At 62.0% G+C, this 19575-nt stretch carries 17 protein-coding genes and 2 pseudogenes; 11 read left to right on the top strand and 8 right to left on the bottom strand.

From position 1 onward, the window contains the following. Window positions 1-14: 14 nt before the first annotated feature. The 3 genes from FJ951_RS27345 to FJ951_RS27335 are packed head-to-tail and all read right to left on the bottom strand — an operon-like array spanning window position 15 to window position 4344. On the bottom strand, window positions 15-1490 hold the full coding sequence (locus FJ951_RS27345) for an amidohydrolase family protein (RefSeq protein ID WP_140518200.1): 1476 nt from the start codon (window positions 1488-1490) through the stop codon (window positions 15-17). Beyond that, complete coding sequence (locus FJ951_RS27340; RefSeq protein WP_140518199.1) at window positions 1480-2676, bottom strand: amidohydrolase; 1197 nt, start codon at window positions 2674-2676, stop codon at window positions 1480-1482. The genes FJ951_RS27345 and FJ951_RS27340 overlap by 11 nt, the downstream gene beginning before the upstream one ends. 33 nt (window positions 2677-2709) lie before the next feature. Continuing rightward, a complete protein-coding gene (locus FJ951_RS27335; RefSeq protein WP_224681966.1) occupies window positions 2710-4344 on the bottom strand; it encodes an amidohydrolase family protein in 1635 nt (544 codons plus the stop codon). Here FJ951_RS27335 and FJ951_RS27330 point away from each other — a divergent pair. The 8 genes from FJ951_RS27330 to FJ951_RS27295 all read left to right on the top strand — a co-directional run bounded on the left by FJ951_RS27330 (window position 4283) and on the right by FJ951_RS27295 (window position 13743). Continuing rightward, the gene (locus tag FJ951_RS27330; protein WP_246671798.1) at window positions 4283-5809 is read left to right on the top strand and encodes an ABC transporter substrate-binding protein; all 1527 of its coding nucleotides are present in this window, start codon (window positions 4283-4285) and stop codon (window positions 5807-5809) included. The genes FJ951_RS27335 and FJ951_RS27330 overlap by 62 nt on opposite strands. A gap of 160 nt (window positions 5810-5969) precedes the next feature. Continuing rightward, window positions 5970-6935 carry an ABC transporter permease gene (locus tag FJ951_RS27325; protein ID WP_140500709.1) on the top strand — a complete coding sequence of 322 codons (966 nt, stop codon included), beginning with the start codon at window positions 5970-5972 and terminating at the stop codon, window positions 6933-6935. Continuing rightward, window positions 6935-7834: an ABC transporter permease gene (locus tag FJ951_RS27320; protein WP_140518197.1), complete on the top strand. Its 900-nt coding sequence runs from the start codon at window positions 6935-6937 to the stop codon at window positions 7832-7834. The genes FJ951_RS27325 and FJ951_RS27320 overlap by 1 nt, the downstream gene beginning before the upstream one ends. After that, window positions 7834-9558 carry an ABC transporter ATP-binding protein gene (locus FJ951_RS27315; RefSeq protein WP_140518196.1) on the top strand — a complete coding sequence of 575 codons (1725 nt, stop codon included), beginning with the start codon at window positions 7834-7836 and terminating at the stop codon, window positions 9556-9558. Before FJ951_RS27320 ends, FJ951_RS27315 begins: the two co-directional genes overlap by 1 nt. Continuing rightward, window positions 9558-11000: an amidohydrolase family protein gene (locus FJ951_RS27310; RefSeq protein ID WP_140518195.1), complete on the top strand. Its 1443-nt coding sequence runs from the start codon at window positions 9558-9560 to the stop codon at window positions 10998-11000. The genes FJ951_RS27315 and FJ951_RS27310 overlap by 1 nt, the downstream gene beginning before the upstream one ends. 45 nt (window positions 11001-11045) lie before the next feature. Next, window positions 11046-11843, top strand: a complete 798-nt coding sequence (locus FJ951_RS27305; RefSeq protein WP_246671797.1) for an aspartate/glutamate racemase family protein — start codon at window positions 11046-11048, stop codon at window positions 11841-11843. A 5-nt stretch (window positions 11844-11848) separates the two neighbouring features. Continuing rightward, entirely contained in the window at window positions 11849-12511 is a 663-nt protein-coding gene (locus FJ951_RS27300) for an ankyrin repeat domain-containing protein (protein ID WP_140518194.1), read from the top strand. 17 nt (window positions 12512-12528) lie between these two features. After that, a complete protein-coding gene (locus FJ951_RS27295) occupies window positions 12529-13743 on the top strand; it encodes a cyanate transporter (RefSeq protein WP_140518193.1) in 1215 nt (404 codons plus the stop codon). A gap of 307 nt (window positions 13744-14050) precedes the next feature. Here FJ951_RS27295 and FJ951_RS28605 read toward each other — a convergent pair whose 3' ends face one another. From FJ951_RS28605 to FJ951_RS27285, 3 genes are all read right to left on the bottom strand, one after another. Further along, window positions 14051-14194 carry a hypothetical protein gene (locus tag FJ951_RS28605; RefSeq protein WP_181165452.1) on the bottom strand — a complete coding sequence of 48 codons (144 nt, stop codon included), beginning with the start codon at window positions 14192-14194 and terminating at the stop codon, window positions 14051-14053. Window positions 14195-14244: 50 nt separating this feature from the next. After that, complete coding sequence (locus tag FJ951_RS27290; RefSeq protein WP_140518192.1) at window positions 14245-14706, bottom strand: Rrf2 family transcriptional regulator; 462 nt, start codon at window positions 14704-14706, stop codon at window positions 14245-14247. A 61-nt stretch (window positions 14707-14767) separates the two neighbouring features. Beyond that, window positions 14768-15232, bottom strand: coding sequence for a group III truncated hemoglobin (locus FJ951_RS27285; RefSeq protein ID WP_140518191.1), 465 nt, complete (start codon window positions 15230-15232; stop codon window positions 14768-14770). Window positions 15233-15558: 326 nt separating this feature from the next. On the opposite strand from FJ951_RS27285, the pseudogene FJ951_RS27280 reads away from it, so the two are divergent. From FJ951_RS27280 to FJ951_RS27270, 3 genes and pseudogenes are all read left to right on the top strand, one after another. Beyond that, window positions 15559-15768: pseudogene (locus tag FJ951_RS27280) on the top strand (transaldolase family protein); the annotation flags it as partial. A 256-nt stretch (window positions 15769-16024) separates the two neighbouring features. Further along, window positions 16025-17560 (top strand): FAD-dependent oxidoreductase, encoded by a 1536-nt coding sequence (locus FJ951_RS27275; RefSeq protein WP_140518189.1) that lies wholly within the window; start codon window positions 16025-16027, stop codon window positions 17558-17560. Between the two features lie 510 nt (window positions 17561-18070). Then, the gene (locus tag FJ951_RS27270) at window positions 18071-18556 is read left to right on the top strand and encodes a universal stress protein (RefSeq protein ID WP_140518188.1); all 486 of its coding nucleotides are present in this window, start codon (window positions 18071-18073) and stop codon (window positions 18554-18556) included. A gap of 161 nt (window positions 18557-18717) precedes the next feature. Here the strand turns inward: FJ951_RS27270 and FJ951_RS27265 are convergent, their stop codons facing one another. Together FJ951_RS27265 and FJ951_RS27260 are read right to left on the bottom strand one after the other, a co-directional pair. Continuing rightward, entirely contained in the window at window positions 18718-19338 is a 621-nt protein-coding gene (locus FJ951_RS27265; protein ID WP_140657152.1) for a Tim44/TimA family putative adaptor protein, read from the bottom strand. 56 nt (window positions 19339-19394) lie between these two features. Continuing rightward, a pseudogene (locus FJ951_RS27260) lies at window positions 19395-19575 on the bottom strand (cytochrome c oxidase subunit I); the annotation flags it as partial.

Here is a 19575-nt window from a genome sequence, read left to right as displayed (position 1 = left end):
CGTTTCTGGAGCCCTCATGCCATGAACATCCGATAGCTGGGAGGGAAAATCTCGGCGACCGTCGGATGTCGCCAGGTGCGTTGCGGATAACGCTGGACAAGCCGTTCGAACTGGGCCTGTGCGCGCTGGTGGGCTGCATCGAGATCGAAACCCGGAATGGTTCGGGCGCTCATCACGGTGCGCCCGTCAATGATGACCGTGTGCACATCGCGTCCGCTTGCGGACGTCGTCAGGCAGGCGATCGGATCGAGGACCTGTCCCAGATGGTTGCCGGACAGGTCGAACACGACGATGTCGGCGGCGGCTCCCGCCTGCAGACGTCCCAGGTCCGACCGGCCGAGCGCGTCGGCGCCGCCAATCGTGGCCGCGTCATAGAGATCGGCTGATTTCGGCGTCTCCAGATTGCCCGCCATGACGCGGCCGAGCATCAGGCCGACCTGCATGTTCTGCACCATGTCGGGTGGCCAGGTGTCTGTGCCCATGCCGATGCGCAGACCCTGGCCGCGAAGGCGGGCGAAATTGTCGAGCGCCGCGCCATGCCGCGCCATCACCAGCGGGCAATGCACCAATGTGGCACCCGAACCGGCGATGATTTCGAGATCATCGCCGTCGGCGTGGGTGCCATGCGGCAACAACGCTCTTTCGCTGAGAAAGCGGATGTCCTGGAGCCAGCGGGCGGATGTCGTGCCGAACCGGCGACGCACTGTCTCGATCTCGAATGAAGACTGGCAGCAATGCAGACGGACCGGCACGCCGAGGTCTCGCGCGGCATTGGCGGTCCTGCGCAACAGGTCGGCGGTCCAGAACTCGACACGGTCCGGTGCAAGCATGGTTCGCACCAATCCGCCGAAGCGCCCTTCGTGCTCCAGGCAAAAGGCAACGGCCCCGTCCAGACCCTCCGCGCCGCGCTCTTCGTCCACCTCGACGACGATGCCGCCATCCGCCTCGATGACGGAATGGCCCGCGCGAAAGGCAGGCCCGAGATAGACGCGAAGGCCCAACTCTGCGGCGCTTTCGGCGGCGGATGCGAATTCGTCCGATGTCTCGTTCCATGCACGATAAAACAGCGATGCGATCGGCAATGCAGTAGTGATGCCGTTGCGGATGAGTTGCGCGAAGGCATAGTGTTTTTGAAACGTCAGCTCCTCGCGCGCCAGCATTTCGACCGGCCCGGCTTCCACATAGTCGCGCGGCCAGACGCGGCCCTTCTTCCAGCCGGGTTGATGATCGAGGCCGAGCACGCCCGTATCCAGGTCCGAAAGCGCATCCAGATCGATGAAACCCGGGCCGATCAGCGCCCTGCCATGATCGATCCGCCGCTTTACAGGCCCGCCGTAGCGATGGCCGACGAAGACGATCCTGCCGTTCTCATGGACGACCTCGCCATTCTCCAGAAGGACATGGCGCCCGTCCCGGTGGCCGACAACCCATCGTGCGGTGAGCAGGACGGGTCCGTCGTCACGCTGGTTCGTCCGACGACTATGCGACATCGGGCAGATCTCCGGCCCGCGCACCGTCACGCACGAGCACGCGGCCGCCGCGGATGACCGTGCGCTTCCGTGGGGTCAGGGCCACGGCTTCCGCCAGGGTCCGCGCGCAAACCAGCACGACATCGCCGTGGCAACCGGGCGAAAGCCCATAATCCGTCAGGCCGATACCTTGCGCGCCGCCAAAGGTGCAAACGCGCGCCGTCTCTTCCAGATCGGCATCGTTGGTCATGCCGTTGCGCTGCGCAAGATATTTGGCCCGCTCCAGCATGTCGCCATTGCCCCATGGCTCCCAGGTGCCCTGGATGCCGTCGGAACCGGATGCCACGACGAGGCCGGACTGGCGCATCATGCGCAGCGGAACCGCCGGCGCGGATGGGCTGCCGACCGTCATGACGGCGATGTCTTCAGCCGCCAGCGCGTCGATCAACGTGTGCTGCCTATGCGTGTCCAGCATGCCGAGACAATAGGCATGGCTCACCATGACGCGGCCCTGAAGGGAGAGCGCCTTGGTCCGTTCGACGATCAGCTCAAGGCAGAAGGCGCCCAATTCTCCCGGTTCGTGCAGATGAATGTCGACCGGCTTGCCGTATCGATCCGCGAGCGCGAAGATTGCATCCAGGTGGCGAACCGGATCCCGCTCGATCGTTGCCGGGTCGATGCCGCCGACAATATCGGCCCCCGCCTTCAATGCGTCCTCCATCAGCGCCTGCGTGCCTTCGCGTCCCAGCATGCCGCTTTGCGGGAAGGCGACGACCTGCACGTCGACCAATCCCTTGAAGGCTTCGCGCGTTGCAACGACACCCTCGATGTTAGTAATGCCGATTTCCGTATCCACATCGACATGGCTGCGGATATGCGTCACGCCGAAAGCCAGCGTCTGCACGATCTGACGCGCCGATTGCCTGCGCGCATCGATGCCGAGTTCCCGCTTGGCCTTCCTGTCGGCCAGGATCCTGTCGTTGCGCGTGGGTCCCACACGGTTCTGAAACCAGTCCATGCCGACAAGCGTCTTATCGAGATGCGTGTGCGCCTCGACCAGGCCGGGCAGGGCAACCTGTCCAAGCCCGTCGATTTCATGCGCCGCTTTCCCGCTGGTTGCTTGCGCGAACCGACCGTCGCGAATGTAGAGGTCCGTGACAGCGCCGCCCAAGGGCCTGACATCGCGAATGAGAAGGTCTTCGGTCATCTGGGTCTCCCTGTTTGCGCCCCGGAACTCGGCCTATGCCAGCCCGGCGCGTTTCATCATCAGATGGAAGGCTCCTTCGGCGCGATCCAGAATGGCGTCTTCATCGTGATCGACGAGGCGGCGTCCACGCATGAGGACACGCCCGTCGACGATCGTCGTGTCAACATCCGCGCCGTTGGCGAAGCGTGCCAGCCGCTGCGCGGGGTGCGCCGGCGGCCACAGATGCGGCTGGCGCATGTTGACCAGGATGATGTCGGCGCGCTTGCCCGGCTCCAGCGAGCCGATTTCGTTCTCCATCGACAGGGCACGCGCGCCCTCGATGGTCGCCATCTCCAGCAATTGCATCGGCGGCAGGACCGCATCGTTCCTGAAGTGCCGGGCATGATAGCGGTGCGCCTGGAACATGTTGCGGAACATGTCGAAAGAGCGATCGGGCGCCGCCGCGTCGGTGCCGAGCGACACGGTGACACCCCTTTCCATCAGTTCCGTCGCCGGACAACGGCCCGAAACCGACATCAGAGCACTTGGATTATGCGCCACCTTGGCGTGGCTGCGTTTCAGCGCGGCGATGTCTGCCTCGGTCAGTTCGATGCAGTGCGCCAGCAGCGAATGCTCGTCGAACAGATCGAGCCGTTCCGCATTGGCGGCGATGGAACCGTCGCGATGACCATCCTGGATGAACAGCACGTTTTTTGCGCGAGCAAGGTCGCGAGCATTGCGGGACAGATTGTATACCGTTTGTTCGTCAAGTTCGCGCCGAGTGAACACCGGGAGAGAGACCGCAATCCGCACCCGGCCATCGCGACCAGCCCAATCATCGATGATTTCCGCGCACACTGCCAACTGGGTTTCCGGCGAAATGGTGATTTCGACATACGGAACGTATGCGTGGTCCCGATAGACATGGGACGAGGTCGGCCGGTTCGGCCCGACGGCGAGTATCTCGCGCACTCCCATTTCGGCGATGGCGGCAAGATGTGCCCGTGCTGCCCCCGGCGCCTCGGTGCGCATGATGTCCGGCCCGCCGCCAAACAGCAGGGCAGCGGTGGTCGTTCCGCATTTTATGCGCTCAAGGGCCGACAATGTGGCCTCGGCTGCCCAGAATTCCGTATCCGACGCCTCTGCATAGATACGCCCCGCGATAGTCATCCAGGCTTCGGAATCGTCTCCCAGGCCTTTGGTCAGCATGTGACCCGCATGCGCGTGCGTGTCGACGAGACCCGGCATGACAACCATTCCCGAAGCATCGATGCGCGCCACCTTCTGATCTGTGGCGGGGGCCGCGCCGTCGCCGGCGGTGACGATCCGGCCATCCTCCACCAGGACATGACCCCTCGAGAAAATCCGGCGCCTCGCATCCATGGTGACGATGACACCGTTTTCTATCAGCAAGGCCTGGGTCATTCGGAATCCCTTTTCGGAACGGTCACTTGAGCGGTTTGCACATGAGAAACGAAATCGAACATGCCTGCCTTGATATTGTGCACAATGTGTGTACGATATCAACGGGGATAAATGGTATCCAATAGATTGGAAACTTCGTATACAATGGGAGAAGAAAATGAGAAAATGCGTTAGGGTCCTGCTCGCCGGACTTGCGATGGTGATGTCGGTGACAGCGCCTTCGCTTGCACAGACACTGCGCTGGTCATCGGCCGGCGACGTCATTTCGTACGATCCGAATGCCCAGGTCGACAGTTTTACCCAGAGCGTCCAGAACATGGTGTTCGACGGGCTGGTGCGCCGCAACAAGGAAATGGCTATCGAGCCTGCGCTTGCGACCTCCTGGGAGATCGTCTCGCCGACGCGCTGGCGCTTCAAGCTGCGGCAGGGCGTCAAGTTCCACGAAGGTCAACCCTTCAATGCCGACGATGTCGTCGCCACCATCCGACGTCAGATCGATCCCGGCGCGCGCAACCGAGAAAACCTCTCCGCCGTAACCGGCGTCGAGAAGGTCGACGACTACACGGTCGACCTGATCCTGCGCGGACCCTATCCGCTGCTCCTGAACGATCTCGTCGCCATCTACATGATGAGCAAGCCATGGATGGAGGAGCACAATGCCCTCAAGCCCGGCAATGCCTCGACGGGGGTCGTCACCTACGCCAGCAATCATGCCAATGGCACCGGCGCGTTCAAGCTGGTCAGCTACGAGCCGGACTCGCGCTCGGTCTTCGCCGTCAACAAGGAATGGTGGGACAAGCCGCAGCACAATCTGACGGGGGTGGAATTCCGCCCGATCGCTTCGAACGCCACGCGCGTCGCGGCACTGCTTTCGGGCGAACTGGACATGATCGCGCCGGTTCCGTTGCAGGACATCGACCGGGTCGCCAACACCGCCGGCCTGAAGGTTGTGGAGAACCCGTCGCTGCGCGAGATCTTTCTCGGCTTCAGCTTCCGGCCGGAACTTCATGCAGCGCCCGGCAAGCCCAATCCGCTGCTGAACGTGAAAGTGCGCCAGGCGCTTTGGCACGCGGTCGACCTGAACACGATCCAGAAGCGTTTGATGCGCGGAAAGTCGCGCACCTCCGGCATGCTGGTCGCGCCACAGGTCACCGGCTACGATCAGTCGATCGACGTAGCGCTGGACTATGATGTCGCGAAGGCGAAATCCATGCTGGCGGAAGCCGGCTATCCCGACGGCTTCAAGGTTGGACTGGCCTGTTCCAACGACCGCTACATCGCCGACGAACAGATCTGCCTGGCAATCGCGTCGATGTGGGCCAAGATCGGCGTCGAGGCCGACGTGCACGTCGAAAGCAAGACGACCTATTTCCCTCGAATGGATAAGGGCGATCTCGATATCTATATGCTCGGGTGGGCCTCGCTACCGCCGATGGATGGCTACAGCGTGCTGCAAGCCTTGCTGGCGACCAATAACGGCAATTATGGCGGCAGCAACCCCAACGGGCTTTCCAACGCCAAGATCGACGAATTGGCCCGTTCGGCATCGACCGAACTCGACGAGGCCAAGCGGGTGGATATGCTGAAGGCGGCCTTCAAGATCACGCATGATGAGGCCCTCTATCTGCCGCTGCACCAGCAGCCGGTCGCCTGGGCGATGAGCGACAAGGTCGACATGCCGCAATTCCCCGACGAGTATGTGCGTCCCTGGTTCGCGCATATGAACTAGGAAAACGCGCCGGTAAGGCGTGCCCGCGCTTGCGAGGGAGCTTTCGCGGACACGCCTGACTCCGTTGGAGCGCCTGCTATCCGTGGTGGATCGCGAGCTGCTCCAGCGGTGGCGCAAGCCCCGCCTGTCTCGATCCGCGCTTCTTGAAAGGTTTTTCCTGATGATCCGGATTCTATCGGTGCGGCTGTTGCAGGCCATCCTCGTGATGGTTGCCGTAACCGCCATCGCCTTCATCATGTTCCGTTTCGTCGGCGATCCGGTCGCCACGATGGTGCGCGAAGGCGCGAGCCAGGCTGAGAAGGATGCCTTGCGCGTCGCTCTCGGACTCGACAGGCCACTTTTCGTACAGTTTCTCGAATTCGTCGGGCGCGCGCTTCATGGCGACCTCGGCACCAGCTTTCGCTACCAGGAGCCTGTCGTCAGCCTGCTGTTGACCAGGCTTCCCGCAACGCTGGAACTGGTCGTGGTCGCGACCCTCCTGTCGCTGTTCATCGGCATCCCGACGGGGGTTCTCTGCGCCCTGAAGCCGAACGGCTTTCTGTCGCGGCTGATCCAGTCGCTGACCCTCGTCGGGATATCCATGCCGACATTCGTCACCGGCCTGCTGCTCATCCTGATCTTCGCCGTCAGTCTGCGCTGGCTGCCGTCCTCGGGGCGTGGCGAGCTTGTCGATCTCGGCTTCTGGAAGACAGGCTTCCTGACGGCCTCCGGCCTCAAATCGCTGATCCTGCCTTCGATCACACTGGCGCTGTTCCAGTTGACGCTGATCATGCGCCTCGTGCGCTCCGAGATGATCGACGTGCTCTCTTCGGACTATGTCCGCTTCGCCTTCGCGCGCGGTCTGCCCCGCCGCTACATCTACGGCCGTCTGGCGCTGCGCAATGCCTTGATGCCGGTCGTGACCGTCACCGGGCTGCAGATCGGACAACTCATCGCCTTCGCCATTGTCACCGAAACCGTCTTTCAGTGGCCGGGCATGGGGCTGCTTTTCACCAACGCCGTCGGCTATCCGGACATCCCCGTCCTCGCGGCCTATCTGCTGTTCGTCGGCTTCCTGTTCGTCGTGATCAACATGGTCGTCGACATGCTCTACGCATTGATCGATCCGCGGCTGAGGACAAAATGATGGCAACGCAGGTATCTCTGTCGCGCAGGCTTCCTCCCATCTCGGTCATGATCGCTGGCTTGATCCTGGTGACCATGCTGGTGCTGGTGATCTTCGCTCCGTTGATCGCACCCATCGATCCGCGCGATGTCTCCTCATATTCGCTGATCGACATGGAAATCCCGCCCGTGTTCATGGACGGTGGCGATCCGCGCTTCCTGCTGGGCACCGACAATCAGGGACGCGATCTGGTCTCGGTCATCCTCTTCGGCCTGCGCATATCGATGCTGATCGGCGCCGGGGCGGTATTGTTGGCCGCTGCCATAGGCGTCACACTGGGATCGATAGCCGGCTATTTCGGCGGTATCATCGACAGCATCGTGATGCGGATCGCCGATGTTCTGGTGAGCTTTCCGACGATCCTCGTCGCGCTTCTGATCAGCGGCATAGCCCGCGCGCAATTGAGCGCCGATACGGTCTCGAGCTGGGCACCGGTCATCCTGATCTTCGCGATCGCCGTCAACGAATGGGTGCAATATGCCCGCACCGTGCGGGCCTCCAGCATGGTGGAAATTTCCCGCGACTATGTACGAGCCGCCAAGGTCATCGGTCTTCCGTCCCGCCGCATCATGATGCGGCACATCCTGCCCAACGTGATGAGCTCCGTCATGGTGATCGCCACCATCAATCTGGCGGGCGCGATCCTGACCGAGGCGACCCTGTCGTTCCTCGGCGCCGGCATGCCGGCCACCTATCCCTCGCTCGGCACGCTGATCCGCATCGGCAACGAGTTCCTGTTCTCTGGCCTGTGGTGGATCGCCGTTATGCCCGCCGTCGTGCTGGTCGTCCTGGTTCTGGCAGTCAACATAATCGGCGATTACCTGCGCGATCGCTTCAACCCCAAACTGATGGCGAACTGATGGAAAACACAACGCCACACGCACTCGACATCAGGAATCTGCGGGTCGAATATCCGCTTGCCAACGGCAGCATTCTCGCTGCCGTCGATGACATCGACCTGACGATCCGGCCCGGCGAGATACATGCACTGGTGGGAGAATCCGGTGCGGGAAAAACCACCGTCGGCAATGCGCTGATGGGCTTGTTGCAGGCTCCCGGCAGGATTGCTTCCGGCACCATCACCATAGCGGGCAAGCCGATCGACATCCGAACCGGCCGCACCAAGGGGATCATTCCAGGCCGTGACGTCGGCGCGATCTTTCAGGATCCGATGACAAGCCTGAACCCGCTTTTCACCGTGGAAAGCCAGTTGTGCGAAGGCATGCTGGCGCATCTGAAGATCGGGCGCCGCGAAGCCAGGGCCCGCGCGCTCGAATTGATGAGAGCCGTCGGCATTCCCGAGCCGGAACGCCGGCTGGGCAACTATCCGCATCAATTGTCGGGCGGCCAACGCCAGCGTGTCGTCATCGCCACCGCACTTGCCTGCGACCCAAGGCTGATCGTCGCCGACGAGCCGACGACGGCGCTCGACGTGTCGGTGCAAGCGCAAATCCTCAAGTTGATCCGCGAACTTGCCGATGATCGCCGCGTCGGCGTCCTGCTGGTTACCCACAATATGGGCGTGGTTGCGGAAATTGCCGACCGGGTCACGATCATGCAGAACGGTTGCGTGGTCGAGAGTGGATTGACACGCGATGTGCTGACGGCGCCCAAGGCGCCTTACGCGCGCACGCTGATCGCCGCCGTTCCGCCGATCGACATTCGCCTTGACCGTCTGCCGGTCCCAAGCGAGGAAACGAAGACGACACTGGAGGCGCGCGAAGCCGTGCGCTCCAAGAACACCGGCACCGCTGCGGGGCGCAACGGCGAAGCCGCGCTGACTGTACGCAATCTTTGCGTGGAATACGGCCAGCGCTCGTTCATCCCGGGCCGCAAGGCATCGGTCTTCAAGGCCGTGAAGGACGTCTCCTTCGAGGTGCGCCGCGGCGAAATCTTCGGGCTTGTCGGCGAGTCCGGTTGCGGCAAGACCACGGTCGCGAACACCATTGCCGGTCTCGTGGCGCAGAGTTCGGGAACCATAGATTTTCAGGGCACGGCATTGGCTGCCCATCGCGACAAGACCGTGCGCCAGTCACTCCAGATGGTGTTCCAGGACCCGTATTCGGCCCTCAATCCAAGGCTGCGGATCAATTCGGCGATCGCGGAGCCAATCCTGTTCTACAAGCTTGCCTCCAGCGCGGCGGAAGCGCGGTTGGACGCCGAGACATTGCTCGAGGCGGTGGGCCTGCCGGCGCAGGCCGGCTCTCGGTTTGCCCATGCCTTTTCAGGCGGCCAGCGCCAGCGCATCGCGATTGCAAGGGCGCTCGGCCCTCGGCCATCGCTGCTGATCTGCGACGAGCCGACATCGGCGCTCGACGTGTCGGTGCAGGCGCAAATTCTCAACCTGTTGAAGGACCTACAAGATCTTGCCGGGCTGTCGATGCTGTTCATCAGCCACGACCTCGCGGTGATACGGCAGATGTGCGACCGGGTCGCCGTGATGAAAGGCGGCGAGATCGTCGAACTCGCGGATACCGAAACATTGTTCTCCGCGCCCACTCACGAATACACGCGCGAACTCCTGCGCCTCGCGCCTTCGCTCGACCGCATCCTTTGCAGCGAAAAAAGAGAAGCGAGCCTGTGATGGCAGACATTCTGATCAGAAACGGCACCGTCATCGCTGTCGATCCCGATCGGCGGATCATTCCCGATGGCGCCGTAGCCATCGAGGGAGACCGCATCGTGGCCGTCGGCGCTTCGCAAGACGTGGCGCGGGACCATCCGGCGCGCGAGACGATCGACGCCCGCGGCATGGCCGTCATGCCAGGCTTCGTCGACAGCCACGCCCATGCCGGGCACGGGCTGATCAAGACGATGGGCGGCGGCCGCAGCGACCTCTGGTACAGGGCATGCCAAGGTGCCTATACGGTGGGTTCGACGCCGGAATTCTGGCATGCGGAGGCGCAGCTTGCCGCGCTGGAACGCCTGCGTTTCGGCGTGACGACCGGCGTGTCCTTGCTTGGCGGCGGCGATTCGGTCATGCGCACCGACGATCCGGCCTATGGCAACGCCCATATGGAAGGCGTGCTTGGCATCGGCACGCGCTCAGTGGTCGCCGTCGGCACCACGCGCCCGCCGCACCCCCTGACTTATGCACGTTGGAAGGGCGCCAGCCGTACCGATTATCCGGTGTCGTTCGACCAGCAGCTTGCCACCTCGCAAAAGCTGGCCGACCGCTGGCACGGCACCCACGAGGATCGTCTGCATCTCGCCCTGCTGACGCCGACCATGCATCAGGAACATCTCGATGGTCCCGGGGCAGGGGACGCCATCGCGCAATCGCGCAAGGTCAGGCAGATCGCCGAACAGCGCGGCCTGATCTTCACCCAGGATGGTCATACCAAGGGCAGCGTGAAGATCGCCGGGGAGATCGGCATTCTGGGGCCGCGCACACTGCTGTCGCATGCGACCGCCCTGACTGACGAAGAAATAGCGATCTGCGCCGAAACCGGCACGAGCATCGTGCACAATCCGAGCGCCGTGGCCGCCATTCTCGCGCGCTGCCCGGTCACGGAACTTCTCGACGCTGGCGTCGTGGTGGCCATCGGCTCCGATGCGACCGCGCCGGACCGCTCCGCGGACATGTTCCGTCACATGCAGCAATGCATGCACTATCATCGCACTCATTTCCACGATCCGAGCTGGCTTCCGCCGGGCAAGGCCCTGGAGATGTGCACCATCGACGGCGCGCGTGTCCTGGGCCTCGACCATCAGGTCGGATCGCTGGAGCCCGGCAAGAAGGCCGACGTCATTCTTGTCGACCTGCGGCGCCCGCATCTCTACCCGGCCAACATGCCGGAATTCCGTGTCACCTATTTTGCCAACGGCAACGACGTCCACACCGTGCTGGTCGGCGGACGCGTGCTGTTGCGAGACCGCAAGCCGGTTCATATCGATCAGGATGCCGTGCTCGATGCCGCGCAGCGGGAGACGGAACTGATGATCGAGCGGCTGGGCCTGCGCGATCTGCTCAGGACCCCGGACCGGTTCTGGCGGCACAGCCGCGACACGGATCTGATCGAATAGGCTTCAATATCGAGACAGTCCCATCAGCGATGCGGAACGGCAGCGATGCACGTTCCATCGGACGGCGGCTATAGGAATTTTCGCATGGTACGCATCGGCATCATCAATCCCAATTCGACCGTGTCGATGACGGGATCCATCGCCGTCGCGGCGCGGCTAACCGCGCAGGCCGGCACCGAAATCATCGCAATGCAGAACGACAGCGGCCCGGCTTCCATCGAAGGCCCGATCGATGGCGCGAAGGCGGTCCCGGGTCTTCTCGACCGGATCGAACGGGCCGAGCGCAGTGACGCCGTGGAGGTCTATATCATCGCCTGCTTCGACGACACCGGGCTCGACGCCGCGCGGATGCTGACGCGCAAGCCCGTTATCGGCGTAGGCGAGGCCGCCGCCCGCGTCGCCAGCATCGTGGCGAGGCGCTTCACGGTGATTACCACCTTGCCGGTTTCCGTTCCTATTCTCGAGGACAATCTGGTTCGCTACGGCCTTTCGCCATTCGCCACCGTGCGGGCGAGCGGCATTCCCGTCCTGGCGCTGGAAGCGAATGGCGAGGCAGCCTTGTCGATCATCAGCGAAGAAATCCAGGAGGCGCTGCGGGTCGATCGCGCCGACGCCATCGTGCTTGGCTGCGCCGGTATGTCGGATATGGCGCGGCGACTGGCCAGCCTTCACGGTGTCCCGGTCGTCGAAGGGGTGTCGGCGGCTGTCAGGCTCGCGGAATTGCTCGTCGGCCTGGAACTTCATCCCAGGCAGGATGCTTTCGCCACCTCTCGGCGGAGCATGACGGCTTCGCTCGCCGCAGCAACCCGCTCGGCTTCCACGCACAGCGTGTCGGGGGGCTGATGCCGATGGTCAAGCGCAGACTTTTGCTGGGCGTCATCGTCGCCTGCATTCCATTGATAGCGTTGGGGCAGAACATGAATGAGACAAGGCTTCACTCGGCTGCGGCAAATGACGATGTCTCCATGATCAAGATGCTTGTTTCCGAGGGGGCCCGGATCGACGCGCGCGACGAGAACGGCCGCACGGCTCTTCTCGTCGCGACCCACGGCAACAAGGTCAGCGCTGCCAGGACTCTCATCGAGGCTGGCGCGGACGTCAACGCCAAGGACGATATCCAGGATAGTCCATATCTCTACGCCGGCGCACGCGGGCATCTCGAAATCCTGAAGATGACGCTTGCGCACGGCGCCGACCTCAAGAGCACCAATCGCTATGGCGGCACCGCGCTCATTCCGGCCGCCGAACGCGGACATGTCGAGACCGTCGGCGCGCTGATCGATGCCGGTGTCGATGTCGATCACGTCAACAAGCTCGGCTGGACCGCGTTGCTGGAGGCCATCATCCTCGGCGATGGCGGGCAGCGTCATGTCGAGATCGTGAGGCGGCTGATCGAGGCCGGCGCCAACGTCAATCTCGCCGACAAGGACGGGGCGACACCGCTGCGGCACGCGCGCAGGAACGGCTATGCGCAGATGATAACCCTGCTGGTGCAAGCGGGCGCCAGATGAACAGCGCGAAAATGTCGATGACCGCGCAACCTGTAACCGACAGGCAATGGACCCTGCTTGCCCTCGTCGTGCTAATCGGGATCAACCTGCGTCCCTTCCTGACGGCCCCGGGACCGATATTGGCTGATATCGTGGCCGACACCGGGATGGGCTATGGCAGCCTGGCCATGCTGACGCTGTTGCCGATGCTGCTGATGGGCCTCGGTGCGTTCGTTGCACCGGGCATCCAGGCGGCCGTCGGAACGCGCCGGGGCCTGCTCGCGGCGCTAATGGTGCTGACAGCGGGCTCGCTGCTCAGGCTTGTCGTGCCCGGCGGCCTGTCGTTGATCCTGACGGCGGCACTTTGCGGGGCGGGGGTGGCCTTCATCCAGGCCGCGTTTCCGGGGATCATCAAGGCAAAGTTCCCGACCAGCACACCCGCCGTGACCGGCCTCTATTCCTGCATGATCATGGGCGGTGGGGCGCTTGGCGCACGTCTGGCGCCCCTGCTCGTCAACAACGGATACGACTGGCGGGCAGCCCTTGCCTGGCTCGCGGCTCCCGCCGCCATCGCGCTGTGCGCCGCATTCCGCGTTCTGTCCGACGCCAAGGCTTCAAGACCCGATCGCGCCTTGACTGGCTTTCTGCTTCGCCGTCCACGGACCTGGGTCCTGATGGCGGCCTTCGGCCTGGTCAACTCCGGTTATTCATCTATGGTCGCCTGGCTTGCGCCCTACTACCAGGCGCAAGGATGGAGCAGTGCCGCCAGCGGCAATCTTGTGGCCGTGATGGCCATTTGCCAGGCGGCTTCGGCCCTGGTGCTGCCTGTCCTGGCGCGCCGGGGCATCGACCGCCGTCCCTGGCTCTGGCTGACCCTGCTGTTGCAGGCTGCGGGCTTTGCCGGACTTGCGGTTTTTCCCGCACTGTCGCCCGTTCTGTGGGTGGGGATATGCGGGGCCGGTCTTGGCGGAAGCTTCTCGCTTGCAATCGTCACGGCGCTCGATCATCTGCCGCGCCCGGAGCAGGCGGGCGCGCTGGCTGCGCTGATGCAGGGCGGCGGTTTTCTGATCGCCGCGCTTGGTCCATTCGCCACCGCGCTCCTGCATGGCTGGAGCGGGAGCTTCAGCAGCGGATGGATCATGCATCTCGGCTGCGTGACCGTCACAGCGTTTCTCTATCTGCACTTCAACCCAAAACGGTACGCCGACGTCATGAGGGGCTCGGAACAAGAGCAGTGCGAAATGGTAGTTTAACGAAGCGGAATGCAAGTTCTGAACTCAATGACGACGTACGTCTCCGCGGGGTGAGTAGCAGGCGCTTGCGCCGCATCTCGGCCGTGGAGATCGGCTCTGCCGGATCATCGGGGCCGGGCTGGCGCAGACGACGATATACCTCCTGCAGCTCATCGTCGCCGGCTATGCGCTGTCCAAGCGCCCGCCGGTCGCGCGCTCTGTACTTCCCCTCCTCGGCCGACAGTTCTCCATCCGCCAAATCGCAATTGGGGTTGCAGGCGCCCAGACAACAGCCGGGCCGATAAAGTCACACGCCATCGTTGCGAAACTACACAAACATCATCACGATGATCGCTCCGATAACTATCAGGACAAGCCCACCGATAAGCATCGGCAGCAGAGTGTTGTCCGGGTCGATATCAGAATCAATGTCCTTTGTGACCTGTTGATCATTCTTCTTTGGTTCAGCCATGGCCCATCTCACATCCGAGCAAAAACAGCGCGCGTCGAAGCCGCGCAACATTATACGGTCTTGCGTGTCGCCCCGGTGCGAACGGGTGGTATCTGACCGCCGAGGAAGTCTTCGGGCATCAGTGTGATGTCGGCGAGCGTGTAGCGGTCAAGGACGTTCAGGAAGGAGGCTGTCGCTTCGTCAAACATGCCTGAAAGCTTGCAGGAGGCGGTTAGCACACATCGGTTTCCGGTCGCGAAACATTCGACCAGCGCGAAATCCGGCTCGGTTAACCGCACGACATCGCCAATCCGGATCATCTCAGGCCGGCGCCCGAGAATGAGACCACCGGAACGGCCGCGGATTGCCTTCATATAGCCGCCACGGGTCAGGGTGTTGGCGACCTTGTTCAGATGCGTCTTCGACACGTTGAAGGTGCGGGCAACCTCCTCGATCGTTATAAGCCGGCTACCGGCGGCGGCAGTGTACATCAGCATCCGCAATGCATAATCCGAAAAGCTGGTCAGCCGCATGAATCACGGCTCCCTGTCGATCGCTGTGCATTGTAGGAACCACTCACAAACCGGTCGTGCATCACAAGTCTCTCTCGACGATAGGTTCGATGCCGATCGTGGTCTCGCCGCGGTTGAAGGCGATCGCGAGACGGAAACTGTGAGCAATTCGCAGCGCGCGATCCATAAAAAGCGTCGCCACCTCGGCCGGGCAAATGCGACGCACCGTTGTCCGAAACAATATTAGCCAGCGACGGAAATGCGCCGCGCCGAGGCCGGCTATGACCAGGTGCGGCGGCAGTGGCCTGCCGTCGTATCGGGATGTCCGAAGTAGAGTAGCGGACCAGAAGTCACACATCTTCGCCAGATGCTGCGGCCATTTATCTGGCTCGATCCGATCGTGGAAAATGGGACCGAGAAGGTCATCACGGCGAATTTCGTCATAAAACCCGTGGACTACACCGCGGATCATTGCCTCGTCGAGCATGTTGGGCAATGGCACGCCGTCGACCACGATTGTTCTCTTGCTTCGACCGTTCGCGGTCATTCCGAAGCTCCTGTTTTCTCCGACGCAAGCTGGCTGAAGCCTTGGTTCGCTCTTCGATGTGATCCTCTATATAAGATATATTATCAATCTATCTTATTGCGTGGCAAGACGCCGTGATGCCGCACCAGAAATGGGTCTGTCCGACCAAGCGGCGAATGACGAGCCCTGAATCCTAGGCATTTCCGAACTGCCTGGACATCACCCCAGGCCCGAGGCCGGAAGTATCTAAATTGGCGGGGAATTCCCGATGTGGCTCAGTTTCGAGAGTCGCCAGCGCCTCATCAGATGACCGTGCCAGCCGGAGTCGCTCCCGAACCTGAAGTGTGATCTACGACAACGGCAAATCCTTCACGACGGAAATCCTGGCGTCCTCAATTCGCACTCCACTCCATGTCAAACAGGCGGCGATCGCAGGCGCGGATGTCGCGACCGTACCACCAGCGATACTCAGAAACCTCGCCAGACATCCACTCACCGACAAGGGCCTCAAGTCGTTTCTTGCCGACTGGGGAAAGACTGGGCAGGCGATCTTGTAGTTGTGCGCAGTGGAATCGCGGAGGGAAAGCCATCATGAAAACTGCACTCAACTATCGATTAAATTCGTTTGCATGATGTCCGCGAGAGCGGGAGACTGCGGTCTGAGCCACTCAGCCCAGTACATGACGCAGTCGGAATGTCGGCGCGGATAATGCTGAGAATCTGAAGGCGCACTAGCCAGGCAGAAGGTACCCCGAAGCAGTGTGCCGCTTCGCCGCACGAGCGGTTTTGACACGGATCGCCAAGGACGAGAATATGGCTGAAGCTGATACCAAATCAAACGGACCGGATCTGGTCCAGGGGATCGCGCTGTCCGACCTTCTCGATGGCGGAAAGCTTGTCGGCCATTGCGGCGACGAGCAGGTGTTGCTGGTGCGCCGCGGGGCCGAGATCTTCGCCATCGGCGCGACATGCACACATTACGGCGGGCCGCTCGGTGACGGTCTTGTGGTGTCGGATTCCATTCGATGTCCGTGGCACCACGCTTGCTTCGATCTGCGCACAGGCGAAGCCTTGCGAGCGCCTGCCTTCAATCCACTCGCTTGCTGGTCGGTGGAACAGCGCGATGGGCGGATATTCGTGGGCGAGAAACTCAAACGGACGGCGCCGAAGCCGCGCGGCGGAAGCGCGGGCGGGGTCCCCGAGAAAGTCGTCATTGTCGGCGGCGGCGCGGCCGGTTTCGCGGCGGCCGAAATGCTGCGGCGAGAGCAGTACCAGGGCAGCATCGTCATGATCAGCGACGACCATGCGCCGCCCGTCGACCGGCCGAATCTCTCCAAGGACTACCTCGCAGGGAAGGCTCCGGAGGATTGGATTCCGCTGCGCGGCCAGAAATTCTATTCAAAAAACAACATCGACCTGCGTCTCGATACGAAGGCCGTCGATATCGACCTGCGTTCTCGCGAGGTCATTCTGGCTGACGGAAGCAGGATTCCTTACGATAGACTGTTACTTGCCACGGGGGCCGAACCGGTGCGCCTCTCCATCCCCGGCGCGGATCAGCCACATGTTCACACGCTGCGCTCGCTTGCAGATTGCAAGGTGATCATCGAGCGAGCCACGACTGCGCGCCGCGCCATCGTGCTTGGCGCCAGTTTCATTGGCTTGGAAGTTGCCGCAGCGCTGCGCGCGCGCAATATCGAAGTTCATGTCGTGGCGCCGGATAAACGACCCATGGAACGGGTCCTCGGTCCGCAAATGGGTGACTTCATCCGCGCACTCCATGAGGAACATGGAGTCGTGTTCCATCTCGAGGACACCGCGAGCAGCATCGACGGCAACAAAGTGAAACTAAGCAGTGGCAACATGTTGACGGCGGATTTCGTCGTCGCCGGCGTCGGCGTGCGTCCGCGGACCGGGCTTGCCGAAAGGGCGGGGCTCACTCTTGACCGCGGCGTCGCCGTAAATGCCTTTCTGGAGACGAGCGCACCGGACATATTCGCGGCCGGCGACATTGCGCGGTGGCCGGATCCTCACACTGGCGAGAACATTCGGGTCGAGCATTGGGTGGTTGCAGAGAGGCAGGGGCAAACCGCGGCCCTGAACATGCTCGGCCATCGCGAGAAATTCGCGGCCGTGCCGTTCTTCTGGAGCCAGCACTACGACGTTCCCATCAACTATGTCGGCCATGCCGGGCAATGGGACGAGATTGCTGTCGATGGAGACATCGGTGCCAGGGACTGCCTGCTGCGCTTCAAGCGCGAAGGGCGCACGCTGGCTGTCGCTTCGATCTTCCGTGACATCGAAAGTCTAGGGGCGGAGATGGAAATGGAGCGCCAAATGGCAAGGTAGCAAGCGCTCTTGGGCACCGCGATCCGTAGAGAGCGCAACCCGTATGGCGCAGCGGTGCGTCGCTGTGACTGAAAGGAGTTCGACTTATGTCCACAGTGCAACAGGAACCGAGCACCACCAACGGATTGGACGCGGTTCATTCAAAGATCGTCAAGTTCGCTACCGGTGTGGCCAGGGAAGCGTCCGATGAGGCGCCGACCTCGGTCGAAATCTTTTCGGACAGGGGCCGCTGGTACTGCAGGGTCCGTCGCGGCGATGAGAAGACTCGGCCAATGGGTCCCTATTCCAAACAACAGGCTGAGCGGATCCAAGAGGCTCGGAGACTGTTGATTGCCAAAAGAGGCACCGCTCGGATCATGTTCGAGTAGGGAGGACATTCACGATCACGTCGGCCGGCGTACTTCTCACCACAACCATCGTTCATCATCGACTTTTTTGAAACTGTGCAGGTAGACCTCCGGCTTTGAGGGTTGTCGCGTTGTGAAGCCGCGTTGCGCGGCAGGGTGTCTGTTGACGTTTTCCCCTTGGCCAAGCCGGCATCGTCGCAGCCTCGCCCGAGGGCGCCTCTTCTGGCAATTTTCATCGTTCCACCCACCTGGTAGCCTGATCCTCCAGGCAGGACGGCCTGTCTTCGTCGCCTCGACCAGCCAGGAAAATTTCCGCATCAACAAGATTCTTGTCGGATGGAAGGATAGGCGTGAAGCCAAGCGCGCGGTTACCGATGCCGTGCCCCTTTTTCAAATGGCTCAGGAGGCTGGTATAATCACGATCGAGGATGCCGCGACCGATGAAACCTGGAACAGCCTGAACAATATCGTCGCCTTCCTTTCGAGCCACGGCGTAAGGGCGAAGGCTGACGTGTTTCCGGAAAGATCTGATGGTGGATCAATCGCTGATGTGGCCGATGCGATGCATGCGGATCTGACCATATCCGGCGCCTACGGCCAGCAGGTTCAGGGAGTGGATCTTTGGCGGTGCTACCCGCTCGCGGCTTGAGAATGATCGACTGAACCGGTCATGCCGATTTGATCGTGATACACAAGTCGTGGATGCACATTGTCAAAAGCTGGAAATTCCGCGCGGCTTGAGCGCTCCGGGTTGACCGCCCATCTATAGTGACAAGGCTGTCAGGCAGGCATCGGGTGAGCATGCACTCGTTACTCGCCTTCCGTGGCGATCAACATCCAATTGCGCTTTGTTGACGGGGTGTCACAGGCGAACGTCCACGTATCGATCACCTCAACGATCTGCTGGGGATCGCCGGCGACGATCGCATCGTTGGCCGAGCGTGTAACGCTGACCACGTCGGAAACGAAGCGAACGGCAATCTCAGCGGTGCTATTCTCCGCAAGAGCGTCGACGACCTTTGCTTCCTTCGTGCCAATGAAGGTGAGTTGCAGCATCTCCCCCCGATCCCGGCGGCCGGCAATCGCTCGTCCGAAGATATCGAGCACTTCCGGCCCGACGAGACGCTTCAACGTTGGGATGTCGCTGTCCGCATACGCGCGCAGGATAGCTTCATAAGCCATATTGGCACCGGTCAGAAACGCGGCAAGGTCGAAAGTTGGGTCGATCTCTCGGATCGCATCCAAGCGTGTGTCCGTATAGGATATATCGTCGATACTGCCGGTTCGCTGCTCTGTCGGCGCATCGTCCTGCTTGGCCTTGTCGTTGCCCGAGCGCGGCAGAGTTTGGCCCCAACTGCCCAGCAATGCCCAATAAAACGCTATGATCGCCACGAGCAGGATCTGGTTGTTTGGATCTGTGGTTTCGTTCATGACGTTCTCCCGACAGAATGTCGAAGCAGGCGCCGGTTCGGAACCGGAGCTGAATTTCAGGCAACGCGCGGCAGCTTCTCCCATTGATGGAAGGGCGGCGGCGATGGCAGTTGCCATTCCAGCGTGGTCGCCCCTTCGCCCCAAGGATTGGCGCTTGCTGGGCGTCTGCGGCTGAAGGCCTCGGCAACCGCGATGAAGAAAACGACGAGCCCGGCCGTTGAGATGTAGGAACCGATC

This window comes from Mesorhizobium sp. B2-2-3, assembly GCF_006442405.1.
GTDB lineage: Bacteria > Pseudomonadota > Alphaproteobacteria > Rhizobiales > Rhizobiaceae > Mesorhizobium.
This window is presented reverse-complemented; position numbering and strand designations above follow the sequence as displayed.